Raw genomic sequence first — 20584 nt, forward strand, 5'->3', positions numbered from 1 at the left:
ACGAACTTTTTAGCCACAGATTAGCACAGATTAGCGCAGATTAGATTATTTAGCGAACCAAACGCTTATATTGTAATGATGTACTGCCAAAATTCAACAGCAACGCAATACTTAATCGGATAATTGATAAATAATTGAGTGTTTGAGCAACATGGTTGGGATGCAATTTATCAATTGCTTTAATCTCAACAATGAGGCACTGCTCAACCACAAAATCTGCGATAAAATCGCCAACAACGATTTCTTTATACCAAACAGGCAAGTGTTGCTGCTCAACAAAAAGAATATGCTGTTGTTGTAATTCATATGCTAAAGCCTTTTGATATACCGATTCTAACAAACCTGGCCCAAGTTGCTGATGAACTTCCATCGCAGCACCAATAAGCGTATAGGTCAAATCACCGTGTATAAATTTAGGCATGTTGACACCTTTTTGAATCGCACAATGCCAGTCGATGGTCATCTGTGTCATCTGTGTCAATCTGTGGCTAAAAATGTGCGTTATGGCTATCGCAACTGAAACGATCAATAAATCTTAGTGCTGTGCATCGATCGCTGCATCAAGCTCAGGCCGGAAGAACTTGATCGCGCTATTGACCGCTGAGACTGACGAATCGCCCAGTGGGCAGAAACACTTGCCAAGCATTTGCTTGCCAACATCAGCCAGCAACTCAATATCGCCAACTCGTCCGTGGCCTTCGTCGATCCGCTCCCAAACCTTGACCAAGAAGTGCGTGCCTTCGCGGCATGGCGAACACTTGCCACACGATTCGTGTTTGAAGAATTCGTCGACCTTCAAGGCAGCCCGTACAACCGGAACCGAGGTATCGAGTACGACCATCGCGCCTGAGCCAAGCATCGTACCAGCAGCGGCCATATCATCCCATGTCATTGGCAAATCGAGGTGTTCCTCGGTGAGCCAGTTGGATGAAGCGCCGCCTGGAATGATGAACTTCAAGGGTAGATTTGGGTCGCGCATGCCGCCAGCCCAATCGAAAATGAACTCGCGAATCGTGATCCCCAAAGGAATTTCATAGTTGCCAGGTTTTTTGACGTGGCCACTAATTGAAACAGCCTTAGTGCCAGGCGATTTTTCGGTACCGAACGAGCGGAACCAATCAGCGCCTTTTTCGATAATCCGTGGCACGTTGGTCAAGGTTTCGACGTTGTTGACCACGGTTGGTTTGGCATACAAACCAGCGACTGCTGGGAATGGTGGCTTCAAGCGTGGCTGGCCGATCTTGCCTTCGAGCGATTCGAGCAAGGCGGTTTCTTCGCCACAAATGTAGGCTCCAGCGCCGCGATGGACATAAATTTCCACATCGTAGCCTGAGCCAAACAAATTCTTGCCAATTAAGCCACGTTCGCGTGCTTCGGCAATTTTTTGCTCAAGGAAGCGTGCGCCATAGGCAAACTCGCCGCGAATGTAGATATAAGCGACGTTTGCGCCAATTGCAAAGGCACTGATGACAATCCCTTCGAGTAATTGATGCGGGTTTTCGTCAATAATTTCGTGGTTGTTAAACGTGCCTGGCTCGCTCTCATCGGCGTTAACCACCAAATATTTGGGGTTTAATTCCTTGGGAACGAAGCTCCATTTAACCCCGGTGGGGAAGCCAGCGCCGCCACGACCGCGCAAGCCCGATTTTTTTACTTCGTCGATAATTGCGGCGGGAGTCATGCTGGTCAAGGCTTGCTTGGCCATTGCATACCCGCCATTTGCCAGATACACATCGAGATCGCGAATATTTTCAATATCGCGATTGCGCATCACAATATGTTCTTTGATTTCTGTCTTAGGCATAAGCACCCTCACGAATTATGAAGTATGAAGTATGAAGTATGAACATAACCGAAGCCGTTTCATCCTTCATCCCTCATCCTTCATCCTTAGACTAGCGTTCTGCAAGGCGGCCAGAGATGCTCACGGGCTTGCCAGCTTCGACATCGTTGCGCAGCTTGGTGAGCATCGCTTCGACTTTATCGGGCAAGACGCGGTTGTGAAACTCTAAGTTGGCTTGCAGCACGGGGGCTTGATCGCAAGCGGCAATACATTTCACGCGGCGCAGCGTAAAGAGCTTATCCTTGGTCGTTTCGCCAGCTTTGATCCCAAGCCGATTTTCTAAGTCGGCGACCAGCTCTTCTGCGCCACAGAAGCAGCATGGCACGTCGTCGCAGACATCGAGCACAATCTTGCCAACGTCTTCGTTATAAAAGAGTGTATAAAAACCTACGACCTCAAAAACATCGGTATAGGGCAAATCGAGAATCTCGGCCACTTCGCGAATCGAATCGCGGTTCAAGCGACCATAGACATCTTGGGCCAAATATAACAACGGCAACAAGGCCGAGCGTTTGCGATCGACAGGGTAACGGGCCAAAATTCCATCAATTTCAGCCTTGTGTTGTTCGTACAGCACCAGAGGCTCCTTACTTAACGATCCACTTCCCCAAGCACCGGATCGATGCTCGCAATCAATGCCACCAAGTCGGCCATCAATTTGCCTTTGGCGATGTGGGGCAAGGCTTGCAAATTAATAAATGAAGGTGCGCGGAAGTGGACACGCCATGGTTGGGGAGTGCCATCGCTCACCACATAACAGCCAATTTCACCCCGTGGTGATTCGATTGCCATATAGGCGGAACCACGCGGTGGCCGGAAGCCTTCCGTCCACAGCTTAAAGTGGTGAATGAGCGATTCCATGCTGTAGGTAATTTCGCTCTTCGGGGGTGGCGCAACTTTCCGGTTATCGGTGATGTAGGGCTGGCCATGCATTTGTTTCAGCCGCTCGATTGCTTGGCGGGCAATCTTGACGCTTTCGCGCATTTCTTGCACGCGGCAACGATAACGGTCGTAAATATCGCCATTGTGGCCAACAGGCACATCAAATTGGTAGGTTTCGTAGCCGCTGTAGGGCATGGTTTTGCGCAAATCCCAATCGACTCCACTGGCGCGCAGGTTTGCGCCCGACAAGCCGAGGGCAATCGCATCAGCTGCATTGACCACGCCTACGCCGAGGGTGCGTTGCTTCCACAGCAAGTTGTTGGTCAACAAATCTTCGTATTCGTCGACCTTAGGCAAAAAGTGGGTCAAGAAGTCTTCGACGGTTGGAATGAAGTCGGCGGGAATATCCCACGCCAAGCCACCAACCCGGAAGTAGCTAGTCATCATGCGTGCGCCAGTCAGCATCTCGAAAATATCGAGAATGTATTCGCGTTCGCGCATTGCATAGAAGAAGACACTCATCGCAGCCAAGTCGAGCGCGTGCGTGCCCAACCAAACCAAGTGCGAGTTGATGCGGGTAATTTCCAGCAACAAGACGCGCAAGGTTTGAGCGCGTTCTGGCACATCTTGCTTCATCAACTTTTCGATCGCCGCCACATACACCATATTGTTCGACATTGGCGCAAGGTAATCCATGCGGTCGGTCAGCACAATCGATTTGGTGTAGGTTTTGGTTTCGATCGTTTTTTCGATGCCAGTGTGCAAAAAGCCCACGTCGGGCGCAAGTTGCACCACGTTTTCGCCATTCAATTCAACAGCTAGGCGCAACACCCCGTGAGTTGAAGGGTGTTGTGGCCCCATGCTCAAAATCATGGATTGCTCGCCGTTTTCATCAGGCTCGTTATCTAAGGCCACCGCCGCAATCTGCGAGGGGGTTGGAATTTGAATATCGGGGTACGCATGTGCGTGCATCACCATAGCGCATTACTCCTTCGCGAAGGGCTTATTGGCGTAAATCCAATCTTCGTTATGGGTGAAGGCCACTTCCTCATAGCCCAAGGGATGATCTTTGCGCTGTGGATGGCCTAACCAATCTTCGGGCATCAAAATGCGTTCGAGGCCAGGATGCCCAGTGAAGATGATGCCAAACATATCGTAGGTTTCGCGCTCTTGGAAGTTGGCGGTTGGAAATAGCAGAGCCAAAGTTGGGATGGTTGGGTCAGCTTCGGGTACTTCGATATGCAAGGTGACCCGCATTTTATTTTGGAACGAGGTTAAATGCACAACGACCTCGAAGCGTGGCTCACGCCCAAGGTAATCGACCCCGCAGAGTTGATTTAAAAAGGTAAAGCTAAGGTCTGGCTCATCGCGCAGCCAACCAGCGACTGCTGGCAACAGCTCACGTTCGACTGTGAAGCACAGATCGCCTGCTTCATCGCCAATGCGAACGGTAGGGAATTGGGCAGAGACGCGCTGCTCCAAGGTTGCTCTATCTATCATAGCTTCCTCAATGAAGAGTGACGTAGCCACGGCGAAACGCTGCTCCATTGAGAAGACAGCGTAATGATTGCCCCAAATACGGCGTAGGGCAAGGCGCTTGATCGCCGGTGATCAAGGCCGCTTGCCCCACGCTCAATTGGCGACATTTAGCCAAGTGGCTTAAGTGCGCCACGTTCTGCTTGTTCGATCCGAACTGGCTTGCCATCGGCATGATCGGTAATTTTGTCGCGCTTGATCTTTTCGTGCAATTGCAAAATTCCATCGATCAAGGCTTCTGGGCGGGGTGGGCAGCCAGCAACATAGACATCGACTGGCACAATTTCATCAACACCCTGCACGATCGCATAGTTGTTGTAGACCCCACCGCACGAGGCACAATCGCCCATGGCCACAACCCACTTGGGTTCTGGCATTTGGTCGTAGAGGCGGCGCAAGACTGGGGCCATTTTACGGCTCACCCGCCCAGCGACAATCATCAAATCTGCTTGCCGCGGTGAGGCGCGCATCAATTCAAGCCCAAAGCGTGACATGTCGTAATTTGAGGCTTGGCCCGCCATCATTTCGATTGCGCAGCATGCCAAACCAAACAACATTGGCCACATGGCCTTGGTGCGACCCCAGTTGACGACCCCTTCGAGAGTTGTGGTAACAATCCCCAAGTCGCCAGCTTTTTCTTCTAATCCCATCGGAGCGCTCCCTTCCGCCAGATGTAGATAAAGCCAACTAGCAGAATGCCCATAAACGCGCCCATTTCGGCTAGCCCAAATAGGCCCATTTGACGGAAATAGAGTGCATAGGGCATTAAAAAGATAATTTCAATATCGAACAAGATGAACAGCATGGCAACCACATAGAAACGGACTGGCATCCGTTGCATTGCTTCGCCTAGCGGGGTCATCCCCGATTCGTAAGGGATGAGTTTGCGCTTTGTTGCCTTTTTGGGGCCAAGAATGGCTGACAGCACCAAGGCTGCAATTGGAATGACCACCCCTACAACAAAGATAATGAAAATCGGCAAAAATGGCCGTAGCATAAGCTGCTCCTCCGGCACGGACACAATCGGCATAAAGAATTATATCCCTATTGATGATTGTGTCAAAAAGGACAAAGTAGGCTCACCCGCGTTTTGCGGCAATCTGACGCGGCTAAATTGACTTTGCGTTCTAGCCCCTATCATACTCGATTCAGCCCATTTTGAGTAGCCGATAAAAGGATGAAGGATGAGGGATGAGGGATGAATACCAGAAGGCAGAAGGCAAAAGTCAAAAAGCAGAAGGCAAAAACGGGTTGAGAGATTAGGGACAGCGGCTAGGTGTACTGGTTCATTAGGTTAACCACGGCTTGATCCCCTCACCCCAACCCCGCTCCCACGTGGCGGACGAGGGGCTTTCATTCCATGGTGTTGCACCGATTCTTCGTCAAAACGACGACTCCCCCTCGCCCGCGTTCAGTGGGAGAGGGGGTTGGGGGGTGAGGGAACATGGTTGTCAATCCAATGAACTAATACAGCTATAGGCTATCGGAACCAGAATCAAACTAATCTGTGCAATCTGTAGCTAAAAACATACTTCGCGATCTTCGCGATTTCTGACTCTTTGGGTTCTTTGAGGAGCATGTATAATGTTGCATTATGCTTATACTTTTTCCTGCTGAACCATTTAATATGCCCCACGTTGAGCCGGTCTATGCTGCGGAAGCGGCTGCTGCCGAGCAACTTGGGCTGGCTTGGGCCGTGATCGATCTTGAGGCCTTATTCGATGGCACGATTAAGCAGGCCTTGCGCCGTGTGCCTGTTGCCGCTAGCCCAACTGTGGCCGTCTATCGCGGCTGGATGCTGAGCCTTGAGCAGTATCAGAATTTAAGCAATGGCTTGGCGGCGCGAAATTATCAATTAATTAATGACCCTGCCAGCTATGCATATTGCCATCATTTGCCCAATGTGTTGCCGTTACTTGGCTCTCAAACACCCGCCAGCCTTGTGTTTCCCCAAGCGCAGGGCTTGGATTCAGCCAGCATTGCCCAACAGGCTGCACGCTCCTTTGGTCAGCAAGCGCTGATCATCAAAGATTACGTGAAATCGCGCAAACACGAATGGCATGAAGCTTGTTTTATTCCTAATGCCAGCGACCAAGCCCAGAGCGCCACGGTGATTCAGACCTTTCTCGAGCGCCAAGGAGCCGATTTGGTTGGCGGCGTGGTGCTGCGGGCTTGGCATGCGCTAGAAATTTGGCAAACCCACCAGCAAAGTGGTCTCGCCTTGGCCTACGAATATCGCAGCTTTTGGCTGGATGGTAGGTTGTTGTGGGCCACGCCCTATTGGGATCATCAGCCAAGCCAGCCAACCCCTGATTGGGCACGCTACGCCGAGCTTGCTCAGCAAGTCCAAAGCCGTTTTTGGACCTTGGATTTAGCGCTAACCAAAACTGGCGCTTGGCTGATTATTGAGCTTGGCGATGGTCAGGTTTCAGGCTTACCCGACCATGCCAGCGCCCACGAGTTTTTGCAGGCCTTGGCCCAGCATTTGGTAGGCTAGTGGCGGGCAAACCAAGCTTCAGCTTCTGCAACAGTGGCGCAGAAATAGCAAAAACCACGTTTGTTCTCTTCATAGGCCATTTCAGCAAAATATTGGCTATGAGCATGGCTGGTTAAATCCACGATAATTGCTGCGTGAATGCTATATTGGCGCAGCTTGGTTTGAATTTCGCCAGCCTCACGGCTACTTAAATCAAAAAAGCCTGGGGTTAAATTTTCAGGATACAATACTAAATTCTCGCAATTTTCGCCAAAGCAATATTCTAAAAGCTGGTTAATTTCACTCAGTTCTTGCAAAACTGGTTGCTGTTGCGGCCCAATCAGGTAGCGCAGAGTTGGTGTTTCGACAAGCAGAAGCTCCATGCACAATTCTCCTTATTCTACAAGTAACATATCAACTGGGCTATTGAACCATACATAATTACAATTGGCCTACTCCTTCGGGTGCATCTCGCTTAGGCTTGAAGATTGATTTACTGATTGTTAAGTGAAATACTGCAAAATCTCACCAAGTTCTTAGCTAGTTGGCACGAAGTTTGCAAGCTCGCTATGCTACAATGGCTGCTATGAAGCGCGATGAGATTCTTATGCTTAAAAAATTTCCTCAAGTGGCACTAATAGTGCTGCTGTTAGCGAGTTGTAGCCGCGATGTTGTCGGCCAACCAACGCCTACGCCGCTGCCGTCTCCTGGCCAATTGTTGCAACAAGCAGAGCAACATCAACAGGCCGATCAAGTTGATCAGGCCTTGAGCGATTATCAACAGGTGTTGTTGCAATATCCCGATGCGCCCGAAGCGCGGGTTGCTAAGTTTGGCATTGGCTATAGTGCCTTTTTGCGCCACGATTGGCCAGCAGCATGGTCGCAATTAAGCTCGTTCATCAACGAGCAAATTCATGATCAATGGCATTTGCGGGCCTTGTTTTTGCTGGGTCGCGTTGCCGAAATCCAAGGCGATCATACGGTAGCCATCCAAGCTTATCAACAATATGAGGACCTCAAAGGTTTGTTAAGTGGCTACGCAGCCCAGCGCCGCGCCGCCCAGCTCCAAGCAACTAACCAAACCGACCAAGCAATTGCGGCCTATGCTGCCAGCGGTCGCTACGATATGGCCGGGCCTGAACGGGTTGCGAGCCTCAACAAAGCACTCGAATTTTATGATCAAGCTGGTCAGCCAGCCCAAGCCCTTGCCCAGCTCGAAGTAATTTTGAGCTTTGCCCGCACGCCGAGTTTTCGTGCCACAACTTTGCTTGATGCATCCCGTAGAGCACAAAACTTGGGCAATACGGAACAAGCCAAAACATGGCTACGCGAAATCATCAACCAGCACCCAACCATGAGCGAAGCACCAATAGCGCTTGATGAACTGGCAGCGTTGGGTGAATCAACGCCTGTGCTGGCTGCCGCAGGCATTGCCTACAGCCACGGCGAGTATCTTGATTCGGTGAGTTTGTTCGACCAAGTGCTTGCCAATGGCTTGAGTGGCGAGGAAGGCGCTGAAATCGAGCGCAAACGGGCTTTGGCTTTGCGCCAACTCAACGATTTTGCTGGCGCACAAGCAGGCTTCAATAGCATCGCCGAACGCTTTGCTAGCTTGCCGATTGGCCGCCAAGCGCGGCTCGATGCGATTCAGACCCAAGGCCAAGCAGGCGATCGCGAAGGCTCGCGTTTAGCATATTTGGCCTTTGTCGAAAGCTATCCTGATGATCCGTTAGCGCCCGAAGCTTTGCGCCGCGTGGTCGAAATTACCTCGTGGAGCGGCGATCCTGCGGCGACGGCTAATGCCCAAATTATGCTTGGCCAGCGCTACCCATGGAGCCGCGAAGGCCAAGAAGCCTTGCATGCGGCTGGTCGCTATGCGTGGGATACTGGCCAAGTTGAGCAGGCGGCGGCTGTCTGGCAATTACTGGGCGATAGCAACATTGGCCCACCACGTGCCGAAGGCTATTATTGGCTTGGTCGTTTGGAAATTAGTCGTGGCAATCGCGAAAAAGGCGAGCAATTGTTGCGCTCGGCCCAAGCTGCAGATCCCAATTCGTATTATGCGGCGCGGGTTGCCGATGCACTCAATATTAACGATGGCGACCAATTGCCGATTGGCTCGCCGATTAGCCCCGAGGCCGAGCAAGCAGGCTGGCAATGGATCGCCACTTGGTCGACCGCGCCAACCAGCGATACCTTGGATACCGAGCCATATAGCTTGCGTGCCAAAGAATTAAGTTGGACCGATTTGCATAGCGAAGCCCAAGCAGAGTGGATTGCGGCCCGCGATGCAGCTTTGGATAATCCATTTAGCATCTATCGGGTAGCCTTGGCAGCGATGCGTAGCGATAAGCCCTATGCGGCGGTAACCACAGCTCAGCGGTTGGTGCAACTTGCGCCGATTGAGGCTGGTGAACCAAGCGTGGCCATTCGCCAATTGCTCTATCCAACGCCCTATCCAAGCGCCATGATCACCAAGAGCCAAGAATTTGGGCTTGATCCACGGGTACTGTATGCCTTGATGCGCCAAGAGAGCATTTTTAACCCGAATGCGACTTCGTGGGTTGGGGCGCGTGGCTTAGCCCAAGTAATGCCAACGACTGGCGAAGGCATTGCCCAAAATTTAGGTATTCAAGGCTTTAGTGTTGATGATTTGTATAATCCAGTGACCTCAATTCGCTTTGGCGCGTATTACATCGATGCCCAAATTGAATATATGAATGGCAGTTTGCCCGGCGCGTTTGCTGCCTACAACGGCGGCCCCGGCAATGCAGAGCGTTGGGCCGATGGCCGCATTGTAGCCGATCCCGACCGCTTTATTGAAATTATCGATTATGCTGAAACTCGCCACTATGTTGAGATTGTCTACGCCAACTATGGAGCCTATCGACGTTTGTATCAGCAACCATAAGAGCATAGAACATAGAGCATAGAGCATAGCAGTTTTGATCCACGAAGAGCACGAAGGACACGAAGGATCGGAACCGCGAAGGACGCGAAGATCGCGAAGGGAGCTGTAGCTATTGGCTATTGGCTATTTGTACTGGTACATCACGTTAACCACTGCCTGATCTCCTCACCCCAACCCCTCTCCCACGCAGCGGGCGAGAGGCTTTAATTGCATGGTTCCGCCGCACTGCGCGGTGAAAACGGGTGTTCCCCCTCGCCCGCTGCGTGGGAGAGGGGGCTGGGGGTGAGGGGACATGGTTGCCAATCCAATGAACCAGTACAGCTATTGGCTATTGACTTTTGATTTTTGACTTCTGCCTTTTGATGTTACGTTCATCCCTCATAATTCATCCTTCATAATTTCTCCCTATGTTCTATGCTCTTTCCCCTTTTTTGATTTTTGACTTCTGCCTTTTGATGTTACGTTCATCCCTCATAATTCATCCTTCATCCTTTTCTTATGGTATGCTTACAGTATTTGCCAGCCGTACCAGAGGGATGTTGTATGCTCAACGTATCGAATGATCTGCGGGTATTGTTAGAAACCCAAGCCAGCGTTGGCGACGATTGGTTGCCGCCAACCAAGATTCGGGCGCTTTACTTGAATGATCCCGCAGCGATTTGGCTTGAGCATCATGGCTCGGCCCATGGTTTTGCCCCCGAAACCCTCAGCTATGCCTTTTTGGATTTTTTGGCCGAAAAAGGCCAGCAATTTGAGCAAGCTTGGCTTAAACGCAACGCGCCCGAAGCAGTGCAGGTGTGTGATCAGCCCTACGAGGGTCGCGAAGCTCAGCGGGTGTTGCAAACGCTTGATCTGATTCAAGCTGGCGTGCCTGTGATTGCCCAACCAGCCTTGTGGTGGCCCCCCGAGCGAATTTTTGGCACGCCCGATTTGATTGTGCTGAGTTCGTGGTTTCGCGAGCGCTACCCCGAACAAGCGCATTTGGTTGGCGAAACTGAGCATTATTTAGTGCTCGATTTGAAGTTCTCCAGCAATCTCGATAAGCGCGAGAAGGCTGCCGATTTGAGTTGCTACAGTGCTCAAACCCGCATGTACAGCTATATGTTGGGCCAGATTCAGGGTATTATGCCCCAGCATGCCTTCTTAATCACCCGCGATAGTTTACATAATCCAATTCCGATTCCAATTGAAGTGCAGCTTGGCCAGCCGCTTGATGCAGATATTCGCCAAAATTGCGAGCGCTATTTTGAAATTGTGCGGATTGGTGGCCAATATGTGCCGTGGAACGACCCAATTGTGCAGCTGAACCCCAATGTGAGCGATGAACGCTGGAGCAAAGCCCGCGCCCAAATTCGCCAACGCCAACCAGGCGGCGAGATGTTGCGGCTGTGGAATATTGGGCCAACCGCGCAACAAAAATTAGTTAACGCTGGCATTACCACCCTGTTGGGCCTGATGAATGCCGCCAGCCAGAGCATTCCCAAGGGCATTATGAAATTTCCCGATCCAATGAAGGCGATTATGCAGGCCAATCACACAGGCGTTGCGTTGCGTGCGCCAAACATTGCTCCCGCCGCCAAACAATGGGAATTTTTTGTTGATTTTGAGTTTTTTAGCAATCTCAATGTTGATTTCGAGCAGCAATGGCCGCAACTCAAAGGCACGCCCATGATCTTTATGATTGGGATTGGTTGGCTGGCTGATGGGCAGTGGCACTATCGCGAATGTATTGCTGAGCGCGAAGATCATGCTGCTGAACAAGCGCTTTTGGCCGAATTTATTGCAATTTTACAGGCCCAAACCAACAATCAACTCGACCAAGCAGTGCTTTACCATTGGCATAATGCAGAGCCGGTGGAATGTCGCCACGCTGCTGCGCGTCATCAATTGCCCAACGATCATATTTTGCTCAATTTACCATGGTTCGATTTGAAAAATGTGCTGGTTAATAATGCGTGTGCTGTGCCTGGCGCGTGGGATTATTCGCTTAAGAGCATTGCCAAGGCCTTGGCTGCGCTTGATGCCCAATATGACCCAGCCTGGCCAACCGATTTGGCTGATGGTGCGCAGGCGCAGTTGGTTGGTTGGTACGCTTATCGCCAAGCTGAGGCACGGGCCAGCGCCGAAATGCAACTGCTGAGCCGCTATTTAGAGGCCGATTGCCGCGCCACATGGAAAATTTTGGCTTGGCTGCGCGCCGATGATGTTGCTCGTTGAGCAGAATGAGCAAGGTTGGGCTGCACAAATGCATGCAGCCCAACCCAGATTAAACAGCTTGCAACACCAAATGCTTCCATGGAGCTAGCGCTACCTCGCGAATTTTGCCCTCAGCAACGCTATATAGCTCGCCAGTGCTCACATCGCGGTACTGAGTTACGCTTGGCAATTGGCCATGCAGCGGCAAATCGAGCGCCCATGGCGTTTGATTGTTGTTCAGCACAATCACAAATTGGCTTTGTTCATCCCAACGCGCGCAGGCAAAAATATTCATATCGTTATCGGCGAACAGGGTTGCATAACGGCCAGTGCGCAAGGCGGTGTATTCATGGCGAAACTTGACCCACTGCTTCGTCCAAGTTTGTAGCTCAGTTTGCCAAGTTTGGGGTTGATCCCATGGGAAACAGCGGCGGCAATCGGGATCTTTGCCGCCATGCAAGCCAATTTCATCACCATAATAAATACAGGGCGCACCTGGGAAAATTAATTTGAAGAGCACCGCTAATTTCATTCGTTCCAATGCCCATTTGCCTGCGCCCTCTGCAACGCTCAAAAAGCGCGCAGTATCGTGCGAACCAAGCAAATTAAATTGCACATACGTTACTTGTGGTTGATAACGCACAATTAAATGATCGATTCCAGCAGCAAAATCTCCAGCACGCATGCTATAGCTGGCAAAGAAATCGGTACATAAATCACGAAAGAGATAATTCATCACTGCATCAAATTGATCGCCTTGCAGCCATGCTGAGCCATCAGTCCAAATTTCGCCCACAATATAGGCTTCGGGATTAATAGCTTTGACGATTGTGCGAAACTCACGCCAAAAATTATGATCATCAATTTCGTTTGGCACATCCAAGCGCCAACCATCGATGCCCAATTCAATCCAATAGCGCGCTACATCGAGCAAATATTTGCGCACCGCGGGATTATCGGTGTTGAATTTTGGCAGCTCGCGGAAATCCCACCATGTACGATAATTGGCAGGATAGCGCGATTCGTACGGATGAATTGGAAAGCGCGAGACATGAAACCAGTTGGTATATGGTGAATGCACACCATTTTCAATCAGATCGTGGAAGGCGAAAAAACCACGTCCACAATGATTAAACACTGCATCGAGAATAACTTTTATTCCACGTTGATGGGCTTCGTTCAATAACGTTTTAAATGTTTCGAGCGTGCCAAAATGCGGATCAATCTTGAAATAATCGAAAGTATTATATTTATGTGAGGTTGTGGCTTGAAAAATTGGGTTAAGATACAAGGCATTAATGCCAAGATCAACCAAATAATCAAGCTGATCGATAATTCCTTGCAAATCGCCGCCCATGTAATTATAGAGGGTTGGGCTGGTTCCCCACGGTTGCACATTGGCTGGATCATTGCTGTGATCGCCATTGGCAAAGCGCTCAGGGAAAATCTGGTAAAAAACGGCATGTTTGACCCATTCGGGCGTTTGCCAAGCGCTGGTTGTCATAAGTGCTCCTGTTGGTTGTGGCTTCGCAGCGTATGGTACCACAAGCAAGCAGCGTCACGATAAAAATCGGCATGGATCGCATCCATGCCGATTAATTACGTTGCTTTTGATTAACTTAGCGGTTGCGGCGTTTAACGAAGCGCAATTTGAAGCTGTTGTCGGGCGCAGGCGTTGGGGCAAAAACCTTTTTGAGCTTGTAATCAATTGGGTCGGCTTCGAACTTGGCGTAGTGTAGCAAGGCAGCGGTGGTCAACATAATTTGTACTTCGGCCAAGCCAGCGCCCAAGCAGGTGTGCGAGCCAGTGCTGAATGGTGCAAAGGCCCCGGGAATTCGATGCTCGTTGCGGGGCGCGAGATAGCGATCAATATCGAATTTTTCTGGCTCAGGGTGCAAATGTGGCAAGAAGTGGCCAATCGATGTGCCAACCAGCATCCGCGTCCCCGTATCGACCCGATAGCCGCCAAATTCAAATGGCGCTTTGACCGTGCGCGGCACTGCTGGCGCAATCGGATACATGCGGAAGTTTTCGAGCACGACCCGATGTAACACATCCATTTTGCGCAAATCTGCTGGCTGTGGCACGCCATTGGCAAACAGCGCATCGGCCTCGGCCTCGACTTGTTCGTAGAGTTCGGGCTTGGTGGTCAACACATACATCAAGAACGACATCGTATTGGCCACAGTGTCCAAGCCGGCGATATATGGCCCCAAGGCCGTCATCACCAAATCGCCTTCGGGCATCAGGGTTGGATCGTTGGTTGCGGCAATAATATCGTCGATCAAGCTTGGTGGACGATTGGGATCGCGTTTGCCACTGCGGTGGGCATCGAGTACGTTCTGACTTAATTCAAGGCTCCGGTCGCGGGCGCGGCGATATTGCGGCAGCAGGCGCAGAAAGCCTGGCCGTTGGCGGGTAATGTGGGTCATCAAAGCAATGCGCACGAACGTCCGCACATCGTCAATATACTCGCCTGGGCCTTGGCCTGCGATCAACATGCCTAATTCGTCGGTAATCAAGCGCTGGAGTTGGGGGACAGTTACCTGCGATGTGCCAACCGGCCATTGATCCAAAAAGCCGTTGATGACATTGAGCACTGCGGGAAACTGAGTTTCGATGGTTTGGCGGCTGTAGCCACGTTTTTCCAAGGCCCGCAGGCGTGAATGTTGCTCACCATCAACACTAATTAATGATTGTGATGCGCCCATTTCAGCATCGAGCGAGTGCCATGTATCCCACGAGCTAAAGTGTTTTGTAGCTTCGCGGGCCAGAAATAAGCAAGCCTCAGGGCCAGCAATCACAGTGAATTTATTATTTAAGGCCTTAATTCGAAAAATTGGGCCAAATTTTTGATACTGCTTAACCATAAAATCGGTTGGATCGCTGAGCATTGCCTGCATGCTGCCGACCAAAAATGAGCCATCGGCAAGAGGCGGTAATGGCGCATCGGTTGGGCCACTCTTCCAGAGCATCTGTTGGACAGTCATAACACCTCCGCAAATCCTTAAAAAGGTTCAGCAAACCTTTCATCACTATAACACGAACTAATTGGCATTGACTAGTATCGTGATCCACGCAGGATTGAAACCGCGAAGAGCGTGAAGATTAATTTTTTAGCCACGAATTGCCCGAATTGCCCGAATAATTTTTTTGCTACAGATTCCACAGATTTGTTTGATTATCTTCGTGCTTGCCGAACGCCAATAGCCCATAGCCATACTGCCTCTGCGCCGCTGCGTTAAATCCCAACCCCTGATCCCTACCTAGCCCCTGATCACTTTTGACTTCTGGTTTCATCCCTCATAATTCATCCTTATAAGATCAGCGGCTTATATCCGACTTTGGGCGGTAGTGAGCCTAGCGAAAATCGCCGATACTAACAAGGTCTTAACCAGCAAATCTGAGCTACCTGGGGTGAATTTATGGGTTTTATTATGGATGGGCTTGATGCAGAGGCCTATGACCGTACGTATAGCGATGGTCAACTTTTGCGCCGCATCATGCACTATTTCACGCCTCAACGCCGCGCCATGGCAATTGCGGCGGGAGCGATTTTTTTGAATGCAGTGCTCGATACAGCATTGCCGATTTTTGTTTCAATCAGCCTCGATCAGCTGCAAGAAAATCGCAGCATGAGCACGTTTATCTACTTGGCAATTGGCTTAACGCTGATTGCGACTTTGGCTTGGGTATTTAATGCAGTGCGCCAGCAACTTTCCAGCCGTGCGGTTGGCGATGTGGTTCTAGCCTTGCGCGAAGATGCTTGCGATGCTGTGCTTGAGCGCGATATGTCGTTCTACGATACCTTTCAATCGGGCAAAGTCGTCAGTCGGGTTAACTCCGATACCCAAGCTTTTTCGCAGGTGATGACGCTGACGCTTGATTTGCTCAGCCGTTTGTTGCTGGTTAGTTTGTTGATTGGCTATTTATTTACGATCAATGTGACATTGACCTTCACCATGCTTGGTTTTGCGCCGATTATCTTTTTCTTTGCCTTGGCTTTTCGTAAAATTGCCCGCACGACCATCACGCAATCGCGGCGCATGACGGCGACCGTCAGTAGCCACATTCAAGAAACGGTCAGCGGGATTGGCGTAGCCAAAACTTTTCGCCAAGAGCCAGTCATTTATCGCGAATTTCACGAAGTCAACGAGAAATCGCGCAGCGTCAACCAAAAAACCCGCTTTGTATTTAGCAGCATTTTCCCCTTGATGAATGGTTTGGCTGGGATTGGCACCGCTTTGCTGGTTTACTGGGGCGCGGTGACGGTTGATGCAGGCAGTTTATCAGTTGGCGATTGGTTCTTGTTTGTCCAAGGTCTGACCATGTTTTGGTTTCCTTTGACCAGCATTGCTTCGTTCTGGAGCCAATTTCAATTGGGCTTGGCTGCTGGCGAGCGTGTATTTGCCTTGATCGATGCTGAATCGAATGTAGTGCAAAACAATCATCTCAAAATTACCCCAGTTCGGGGCCGCATCAATTTCAAAAATGTAAATTTCAGCTATACCCCCGAAGAGCCAGTGCTGCGCAATTTCTCGCTCGAAATTCAGCCAGGTGAGACGATTGCCTTGGTTGGGCATACTGGTTCGGGTAAATCGAGTATTGCCAAGTTGATCGCCCGTTTCTATGAGTTTCAGGGTGGCAGCATCGAAATCGATGACGTAGATATTCGCGATCTCGATCTTGGTGATTATCGCAGCCAATTGGGGATTGTGACCCAAACGCCGTTTTTGTTTGATGGCAATGTGCGTGAGAACATTCGCTATGGCAAGCCCGATGCCTCTGATGACGAAGTACAAACCGTGGCGCGTCTCGTTGGTGGCGGCGATTGGCTTGGGAGCTTGCCCAGCGGTCTGGATACCGATGTTGGCGAGCGCGGCGGCAATCTCTCGCTTGGGCAACGCCAGTTGGTGGCGCTCGCGCGGGTGCTATTGCAAAATCCAGCAATTGTGATTCTCGATGAAGCGACTGCCAGCATCGATCCGCTGACCGAAGCTTTGATTCAAGAAGGGCTTGACGTGATTTTGCAGAATCGTTCGGCGATTGTGATTGCCCACCGACTTTCGACCGTGCGCCACGCCGACCGGATTATTGTGCTGCGCAAAGGCGAAATTATTGAGACTGGCACGCACGAAGGCCTGCTCGACCAAGATGGCCACTATGCCGAACTGTATAACACCTATTTCCGCCACCAAAGCCTTGAGTATATCGAGTCGGGAGCGAAAGATGAGGAATAAGTCAAAAGTCAGAAGTCAAAAATCAAAAGGCAGAATTTAACGCAGCGGTGAAGAGGAACGATGGCTATGGGCTGTTGGCTCTCGGCTATAGTCGAGCACAAACATAATCTCACGAATCTGTGCCAATCTGTGGCTAAAAACGTCCTTCCGTGTTCTTCGTGTCCTTCGTGGTTCAATATTTTGAACGCAAGGGAGTACAGGAACCATGGCTATTGGTCTTTTGGCTAGTAGAACAGAATCAAATACATCTGGGCTAATCTGTGGCGAACAATAATCATTCGTGGTTAAAACTGAATCCTAGACCCTGATTCCTGAACCCTATGCTTGCAAAACGCCGTTCGCTGGTTAATGCCAACGAGCGGCGTTGTTAGTTAAAACTTAATATTGTAGCTTGAATAGACGCGGGCAAAGTTGCGCAACACACTATTATGGTGGGCAATAATTTGGGCTGCTTTGAGGGTTTCGCCATCGAAGGTGCTGTGGGCATCGGCTGCAAGGCTTACTCGAAAGCCGCGCGACCATGCAGCGCGACAGGTGGTATCGATGCATAATTCGGTTTGAAAGCCAGCCAATACCAGCTGTTTGATCTCGCGCTGGCGCAGCATTTCGGCCAAATCGGTGTGCAAAAAGGCGTTTGGGGTTTCTTTTTGCAACACCAAATCGCCAGCTTGCAAGGTGCAAACCTCGTGCAACTGCCAGCCCGGACTGCCTGGCGCATCAGGATCGTCGGGGCCGCCATTATGTTGCACATAGACAACAGCCGCGTTACTAGTGCGCGCTGCATTAATTAATGTTTCGATTGCGGCCAACACTCGTTCACTTGCATGGACAGTTGCCTCTGGTGCGAACATATTAACCTGAACATCCAGCAACACTAAGGCAGTTTGGGTCATTACCAATCCTCGCGTACATCAGCGGCACAACGAAAACCAACCTCGAAATCGGCATCATTGGCAGCAGCTATATTACGATTCGCGCCGCGTAAGGCATCTGGCGAACACGACCATGACCCGCCACGGGTGACTCGCAAGCCTGCACTGGTGGGGAAATCGCGGCCATCGCCTGGGTCATAAGGATAGCGCTTATAGGCCGTATCTGTCCACTCCCAAATATTGCCAGCCATTTCTGCTGCGCCACATGGGCTGTCGCCTTGAGGTGAGTAGGCTCCGATTGGCACTGTGCCACCTGCACCGCCATCACGGGCATTGGCCCGATTTTCGTCCCACTGATCGCCCCACGGGTAGACCCGCTTGTGGCCGGTTGTTGCATCCCAGGTTGCAGCTTTTTCCCATTCGGCTTCGGTTGGCAGGCGCTTGCCAGCCCACTGTGCATAAGCTTTAGCTTCGTCATGCGTTACTTCAACCACCGGATGATCTTCGATGATATGTGGTGGCAATGGCCCGCCCCAATAGCGCGGCGGTGTTGTGCCAGTTTCTTGGGTAAAACGCGCATAATCGGCACAGGTCACTGGAAAGCGGTCGATCAAAAAGGTTTTGAGATCAAGCCGATGGACTGGCACCTCATCAGGATCATTGCCTTCGCTACCCATCGGCATTACGCCAGCCATCACCCGCACCATTTCGCGATTATCGCCCTCCCAGATCATGCCATGCGGCAGGCGTTCGGCCCGCAATTCGCTTGGAACTTGCAATGGGCGGCTTGGTTTGCCAGCGTTGGTACTTGAACGAGGTTGCGTGCCAATCCGTGGCTGGCTAATTACTGCTGGTTCTGCGGTTGCTTCGGCTACGGCATGTGCAGCAGCTTGCAAGTTACGCGCACTGGCAAATTGGGCAACCACGGCTGGTTGGCTAATGCTGACCGCCTGATCTTGCTCAAGCACGCGCTCGAATACCATATGTAAGGCGGCAGCACTCGGCGGGCGATGCTCTGGCTCAATCGCCATGGCGCGATCGACGGCGCGAGCCATCAAGACTGGAATATCAGGCCGAGCTTGTTCGACGGTTTGCATCGAAATGCCGCGCAAGCGATTTGGCGCTTCTGGCGGCATTTTGCCAACCAATAGATGATAGAGTGTCGCACCTAAGGCATACAAATCAGAACGGGGATCGGTTCCTTGACCCAAATACTGTTCAATCGGCGAGTAGCCGCCGGAATAGGCTTGGGCTGCGCGATTGGTGGCTGTGCCATCGCGATATTCTTTGGCAATGCCCAAATCAATCACCATCAAATCGCCATTGGGAGTTAAGCGCAAATTGGCTGGCTTGATGTCGCGGTGAATAATTGGTGGGTCTTGGGTGTGCAAATAGGTCAGCACATCACACACAATTTTGCCCCACTCAGCCACCGTGCGCCATGCAAGCATCGTTTCTGCTTCATCCATTAGCTTTTCGAGATCTTTACCGGGCACAAATTCCATCACCAAAAACTGCGCCCCGCTGGGATCAGTAAAATAATCGGTGACTTTGGTCATGCTCGGGTGGCGCAAGCGGGCCAGCAATTGGGCCTCGGCCAAAAATTGCACATGCGCCGATTGATCAAATTCGTTATTTTCTTTGATCGCGCACGGCACTTTAAGCCGCAGATCAATTGCGCCATAGACCCGACTGAAGCCACCAGCCCCAATAAAGGTCATAATTTTATAGCGCTCTTGAAGAATGGTCCCGCGTCGCAGGGTGCCGCTTGCTTCCCGTGGAAGGCTAGCAATTACCGGAGTTGGGGCAAGCGTCCCACAATGCGAGCAAAATCGTGCGCCTGGCGCAAGCAACATTTGGCAATTTGTACACGCTAATGCGTTCATAACACTACTCATCTATGGTTAACAGCTTTGGGTTGGTTTGATTATAGCAGTTTGTTCTAAAGCAAAGAGTGTACCAAGGTCAAGCGCGCTTGCCACCTGAATGGGGGATAACGCCTACCCTCGCCAATTACTCATCAGCCTAGATATTCAGCTATAAGTACTATTCCCAAGCCGATTAATAATCCACTACAGCCGCGCATCACCCAACGATAGACTGATCCTTGCAAAAACCGCCGCGAACGAGCCACAATTTCACACAGCAGAATTTTGCTGCCCAGCAACAAAAGATAAAAAATCAACAAAAAACTGACAGTCGCTAGCCAGCCATATTGGCGTTGAATTGTGATCAGCAGTGGGCCACCAATTGGTAACCAAAAGAGCCATGGATGGGGATTCAGCCAATTGGTAATCAGTGCGCGGCCTAAACTGCCCCAAGCCGCACCGCTGGCTTCAGCTGGTGGCTTAGCCCGCCATGCGTCAATGCCCATCCAGATGAGGAATAGCCCACCAGCAAGCCCAAGCCAACGATTAATGCTTGCTGGCAAGGCATTCGACACAAACAGCGCAATCAAAATAATTGGTGCATCGGTCAGTACGGGGGCGCAGGCCACCAAATAGCCTGCGCGGCGGCCATGTTCCAAGGTTTCGCGAATCACTAAGCCCAACATTGGGCCAGGTAATAAACCAGCAGCTAAACCCAACCCCAACGCCTGTAGCCAATATTCAATCACCAGTTTGGCCC

17 protein-coding genes are annotated in these 20584 nt (G+C 50.9%); 4 read left to right on the plus strand and 13 right to left on the minus strand.

Going from position 1 to position 20584, the window contains the following annotated elements:
• Nucleotides 1–49 precede the first annotated feature (49 nt).
• The 7 genes from ACFMKP_RS16935 to ACFMKP_RS16965 form a co-directional block, all read right to left on the minus strand.
• On the minus strand, nucleotides 50–472 hold the full coding sequence (locus tag ACFMKP_RS16935) for a GxxExxY protein (RefSeq protein ID WP_382293396.1): 423 nt from the start codon (nucleotides 470–472) through the stop codon (nucleotides 50–52).
• A 63-nt stretch (nucleotides 473–535) separates the two neighbouring features.
• Entirely contained in the window at nucleotides 536–1804 is a 1269-nt protein-coding gene (gene nuoF, locus ACFMKP_RS16940) for an NADH-quinone oxidoreductase subunit NuoF (protein WP_382293398.1), read from the minus strand.
• A gap of 91 nt (nucleotides 1805–1895) precedes the next feature.
• The gene (locus ACFMKP_RS16945; RefSeq protein ID WP_382293400.1) at nucleotides 1896–2420 is read right to left on the minus strand and encodes a complex I 24 kDa subunit family protein; all 525 of its coding nucleotides are present in this window, start codon (nucleotides 2418–2420) and stop codon (nucleotides 1896–1898) included.
• A gap of 14 nt (nucleotides 2421–2434) precedes the next feature.
• Nucleotides 2435–3703 carry an NADH dehydrogenase (quinone) subunit D gene (gene nuoD / locus ACFMKP_RS16950; RefSeq protein WP_382293402.1) on the minus strand — a complete coding sequence of 423 codons (1269 nt, stop codon included), beginning with the start codon at nucleotides 3701–3703 and terminating at the stop codon, nucleotides 2435–2437.
• Between the two features lie 6 nt (nucleotides 3704–3709).
• Entirely contained in the window at nucleotides 3710–4225 is a 516-nt protein-coding gene (locus tag ACFMKP_RS16955; RefSeq protein ID WP_110513446.1) for an NADH-quinone oxidoreductase subunit C, read from the minus strand.
• Nucleotides 4226–4371: 146 nt separating this feature from the next.
• Nucleotides 4372–4911, minus strand: coding sequence for an NADH-quinone oxidoreductase subunit B (locus tag ACFMKP_RS16960; RefSeq protein ID WP_110513445.1), 540 nt, complete (start codon nucleotides 4909–4911; stop codon nucleotides 4372–4374).
• The gene (locus tag ACFMKP_RS16965) at nucleotides 4902–5258 is read right to left on the minus strand and encodes an NADH-quinone oxidoreductase subunit A (protein ID WP_239583730.1); all 357 of its coding nucleotides are present in this window, start codon (nucleotides 5256–5258) and stop codon (nucleotides 4902–4904) included. The genes ACFMKP_RS16960 and ACFMKP_RS16965 overlap by 10 nt, the downstream gene beginning before the upstream one ends.
• Before the next feature lie 597 nt (nucleotides 5259–5855).
• Between ACFMKP_RS16965 and ACFMKP_RS16970 the strand changes: the two genes are divergently transcribed.
• Nucleotides 5856–6758 carry an ATP-grasp domain-containing protein gene (locus ACFMKP_RS16970; protein WP_382293405.1) on the plus strand — a complete coding sequence of 301 codons (903 nt, stop codon included), beginning with the start codon at nucleotides 5856–5858 and terminating at the stop codon, nucleotides 6756–6758.
• On the opposite strand, the gene ACFMKP_RS16975 is transcribed toward ACFMKP_RS16970, so the two are convergent.
• Nucleotides 6755–7120 carry a DUF4180 domain-containing protein gene (locus ACFMKP_RS16975; RefSeq protein ID WP_382293407.1) on the minus strand — a complete coding sequence of 122 codons (366 nt, stop codon included), beginning with the start codon at nucleotides 7118–7120 and terminating at the stop codon, nucleotides 6755–6757. The two genes, ACFMKP_RS16970 and ACFMKP_RS16975, sit on opposite strands and share 4 nt — an antisense overlap.
• A 224-nt stretch (nucleotides 7121–7344) precedes the next feature.
• Between ACFMKP_RS16975 and ACFMKP_RS16980 the strand changes: the two genes are divergently transcribed.
• Together ACFMKP_RS16980 and ACFMKP_RS16985 are read left to right on the plus strand one after the other, a co-directional pair.
• Nucleotides 7345–9648 carry a transglycosylase SLT domain-containing protein gene (locus ACFMKP_RS16980; RefSeq protein WP_382293409.1) on the plus strand — a complete coding sequence of 768 codons (2304 nt, stop codon included), beginning with the start codon at nucleotides 7345–7347 and terminating at the stop codon, nucleotides 9646–9648.
• A gap of 543 nt (nucleotides 9649–10191) precedes the next feature.
• Entirely contained in the window at nucleotides 10192–11865 is a 1674-nt protein-coding gene (locus ACFMKP_RS16985) for a ribonuclease H-like domain-containing protein (protein WP_382293411.1), read from the plus strand.
• A 49-nt stretch (nucleotides 11866–11914) separates the two neighbouring features.
• Here the strand turns inward: ACFMKP_RS16985 and ACFMKP_RS16990 are convergent, their stop codons facing one another.
• Together ACFMKP_RS16990 and ACFMKP_RS16995 are read right to left on the minus strand one after the other, a co-directional pair.
• Nucleotides 11915–13348 (minus strand): glycoside hydrolase family 13 protein, encoded by a 1434-nt coding sequence (locus ACFMKP_RS16990; RefSeq protein ID WP_382293413.1) that lies wholly within the window; start codon nucleotides 13346–13348, stop codon nucleotides 11915–11917.
• A 115-nt stretch (nucleotides 13349–13463) separates the two neighbouring features.
• The gene (locus ACFMKP_RS16995) at nucleotides 13464–14834 is read right to left on the minus strand and encodes a cytochrome P450 (RefSeq protein WP_382293416.1); all 1371 of its coding nucleotides are present in this window, start codon (nucleotides 14832–14834) and stop codon (nucleotides 13464–13466) included.
• Nucleotides 14835–15269: 435 nt separating this feature from the next.
• On the opposite strand from ACFMKP_RS16995, the gene ACFMKP_RS17000 reads away from it, so the two are divergent.
• Nucleotides 15270–17084 carry an ABC transporter ATP-binding protein gene (locus ACFMKP_RS17000; RefSeq protein WP_382293418.1) on the plus strand — a complete coding sequence of 605 codons (1815 nt, stop codon included), beginning with the start codon at nucleotides 15270–15272 and terminating at the stop codon, nucleotides 17082–17084.
• Between the two features lie 371 nt (nucleotides 17085–17455).
• On the opposite strand, the gene ACFMKP_RS17005 is transcribed toward ACFMKP_RS17000, so the two are convergent.
• The 3 genes from ACFMKP_RS17005 to ACFMKP_RS17015 form a co-directional block, all read right to left on the minus strand.
• The gene (locus ACFMKP_RS17005; protein WP_382293420.1) at nucleotides 17456–17977 is read right to left on the minus strand and encodes a cysteine hydrolase family protein; all 522 of its coding nucleotides are present in this window, start codon (nucleotides 17975–17977) and stop codon (nucleotides 17456–17458) included.
• Nucleotides 17977–19842, minus strand: a complete 1866-nt coding sequence (locus ACFMKP_RS17010; RefSeq protein WP_382293422.1) for an SUMF1/EgtB/PvdO family nonheme iron enzyme — start codon at nucleotides 19840–19842, stop codon at nucleotides 17977–17979. Before ACFMKP_RS17010 ends, ACFMKP_RS17005 begins: the two co-directional genes overlap by 1 nt.
• A 134-nt stretch (nucleotides 19843–19976) precedes the next feature.
• A complete protein-coding gene (locus ACFMKP_RS17015; RefSeq protein ID WP_382293424.1) occupies nucleotides 19977–20573 on the minus strand; it encodes a LysE family translocator in 597 nt (198 codons plus the stop codon).
• Nucleotides 20574–20584 lie beyond the last annotated feature (11 nt).

The organism is Herpetosiphon sp. NSE202 (genome assembly GCF_042688385.1).
Lineage (GTDB): Bacteria > Chloroflexota > Chloroflexia > Chloroflexales > Herpetosiphonaceae > Herpetosiphon.

Excerpts from the sequence above, each read along its gene's own strand:
- ACFMKP_RS16935 (WP_382293396.1), bottom strand. The coding sequence starts at position 472 with ATGACACAGATGACCATCGACTGGCATTGTGCGATTCAAAAAGGTGTC.
- nuoF (WP_382293398.1), bottom strand. The coding sequence starts at position 1,804 with ATGCCTAAGACAGAAATCAAAGAACATATTGTGATGCGCAATCGCGAT.
- nuoD (WP_382293402.1), bottom strand. The coding sequence starts at position 3,703 with ATGGTGATGCACGCACATGCGTACCCCGATATTCAAATTCCAACCCCC.
- ACFMKP_RS16955 (WP_110513446.1), bottom strand. The coding sequence starts at position 4,225 with ATGATAGATAGAGCAACCTTGGAGCAGCGCGTCTCTGCCCAATTCCCT.
- ACFMKP_RS16960 (WP_110513445.1), bottom strand. The coding sequence starts at position 4,911 with ATGGGATTAGAAGAAAAAGCTGGCGACTTGGGGATTGTTACCACAACT.
- ACFMKP_RS16965 (WP_239583730.1), bottom strand. The coding sequence starts at position 5,258 with ATGCTACGGCCATTTTTGCCGATTTTCATTATCTTTGTTGTAGGGGTG.
- ACFMKP_RS16970 (WP_382293405.1), top strand. The coding sequence starts at position 5,856 with ATGCTTATACTTTTTCCTGCTGAACCATTTAATATGCCCCACGTTGAG.
- ACFMKP_RS16975 (WP_382293407.1), bottom strand. The coding sequence starts at position 7,120 with ATGGAGCTTCTGCTTGTCGAAACACCAACTCTGCGCTACCTGATTGGG.
- ACFMKP_RS16980 (WP_382293409.1), top strand. The coding sequence starts at position 7,345 with ATGCTTAAAAAATTTCCTCAAGTGGCACTAATAGTGCTGCTGTTAGCG.
- ACFMKP_RS16985 (WP_382293411.1), top strand. The coding sequence starts at position 10,192 with ATGCTCAACGTATCGAATGATCTGCGGGTATTGTTAGAAACCCAAGCC.
- ACFMKP_RS16990 (WP_382293413.1), bottom strand. The coding sequence starts at position 13,348 with ATGACAACCAGCGCTTGGCAAACGCCCGAATGGGTCAAACATGCCGTT.
- ACFMKP_RS16995 (WP_382293416.1), bottom strand. The coding sequence starts at position 14,834 with ATGACTGTCCAACAGATGCTCTGGAAGAGTGGCCCAACCGATGCGCCA.
- ACFMKP_RS17000 (WP_382293418.1), top strand. The coding sequence starts at position 15,270 with ATGGGTTTTATTATGGATGGGCTTGATGCAGAGGCCTATGACCGTACG.
- ACFMKP_RS17005 (WP_382293420.1), bottom strand. The coding sequence starts at position 17,977 with ATGACCCAAACTGCCTTAGTGTTGCTGGATGTTCAGGTTAATATGTTC.
- ACFMKP_RS17010 (WP_382293422.1), bottom strand. The coding sequence starts at position 19,842 with ATGAACGCATTAGCGTGTACAAATTGCCAAATGTTGCTTGCGCCAGGC.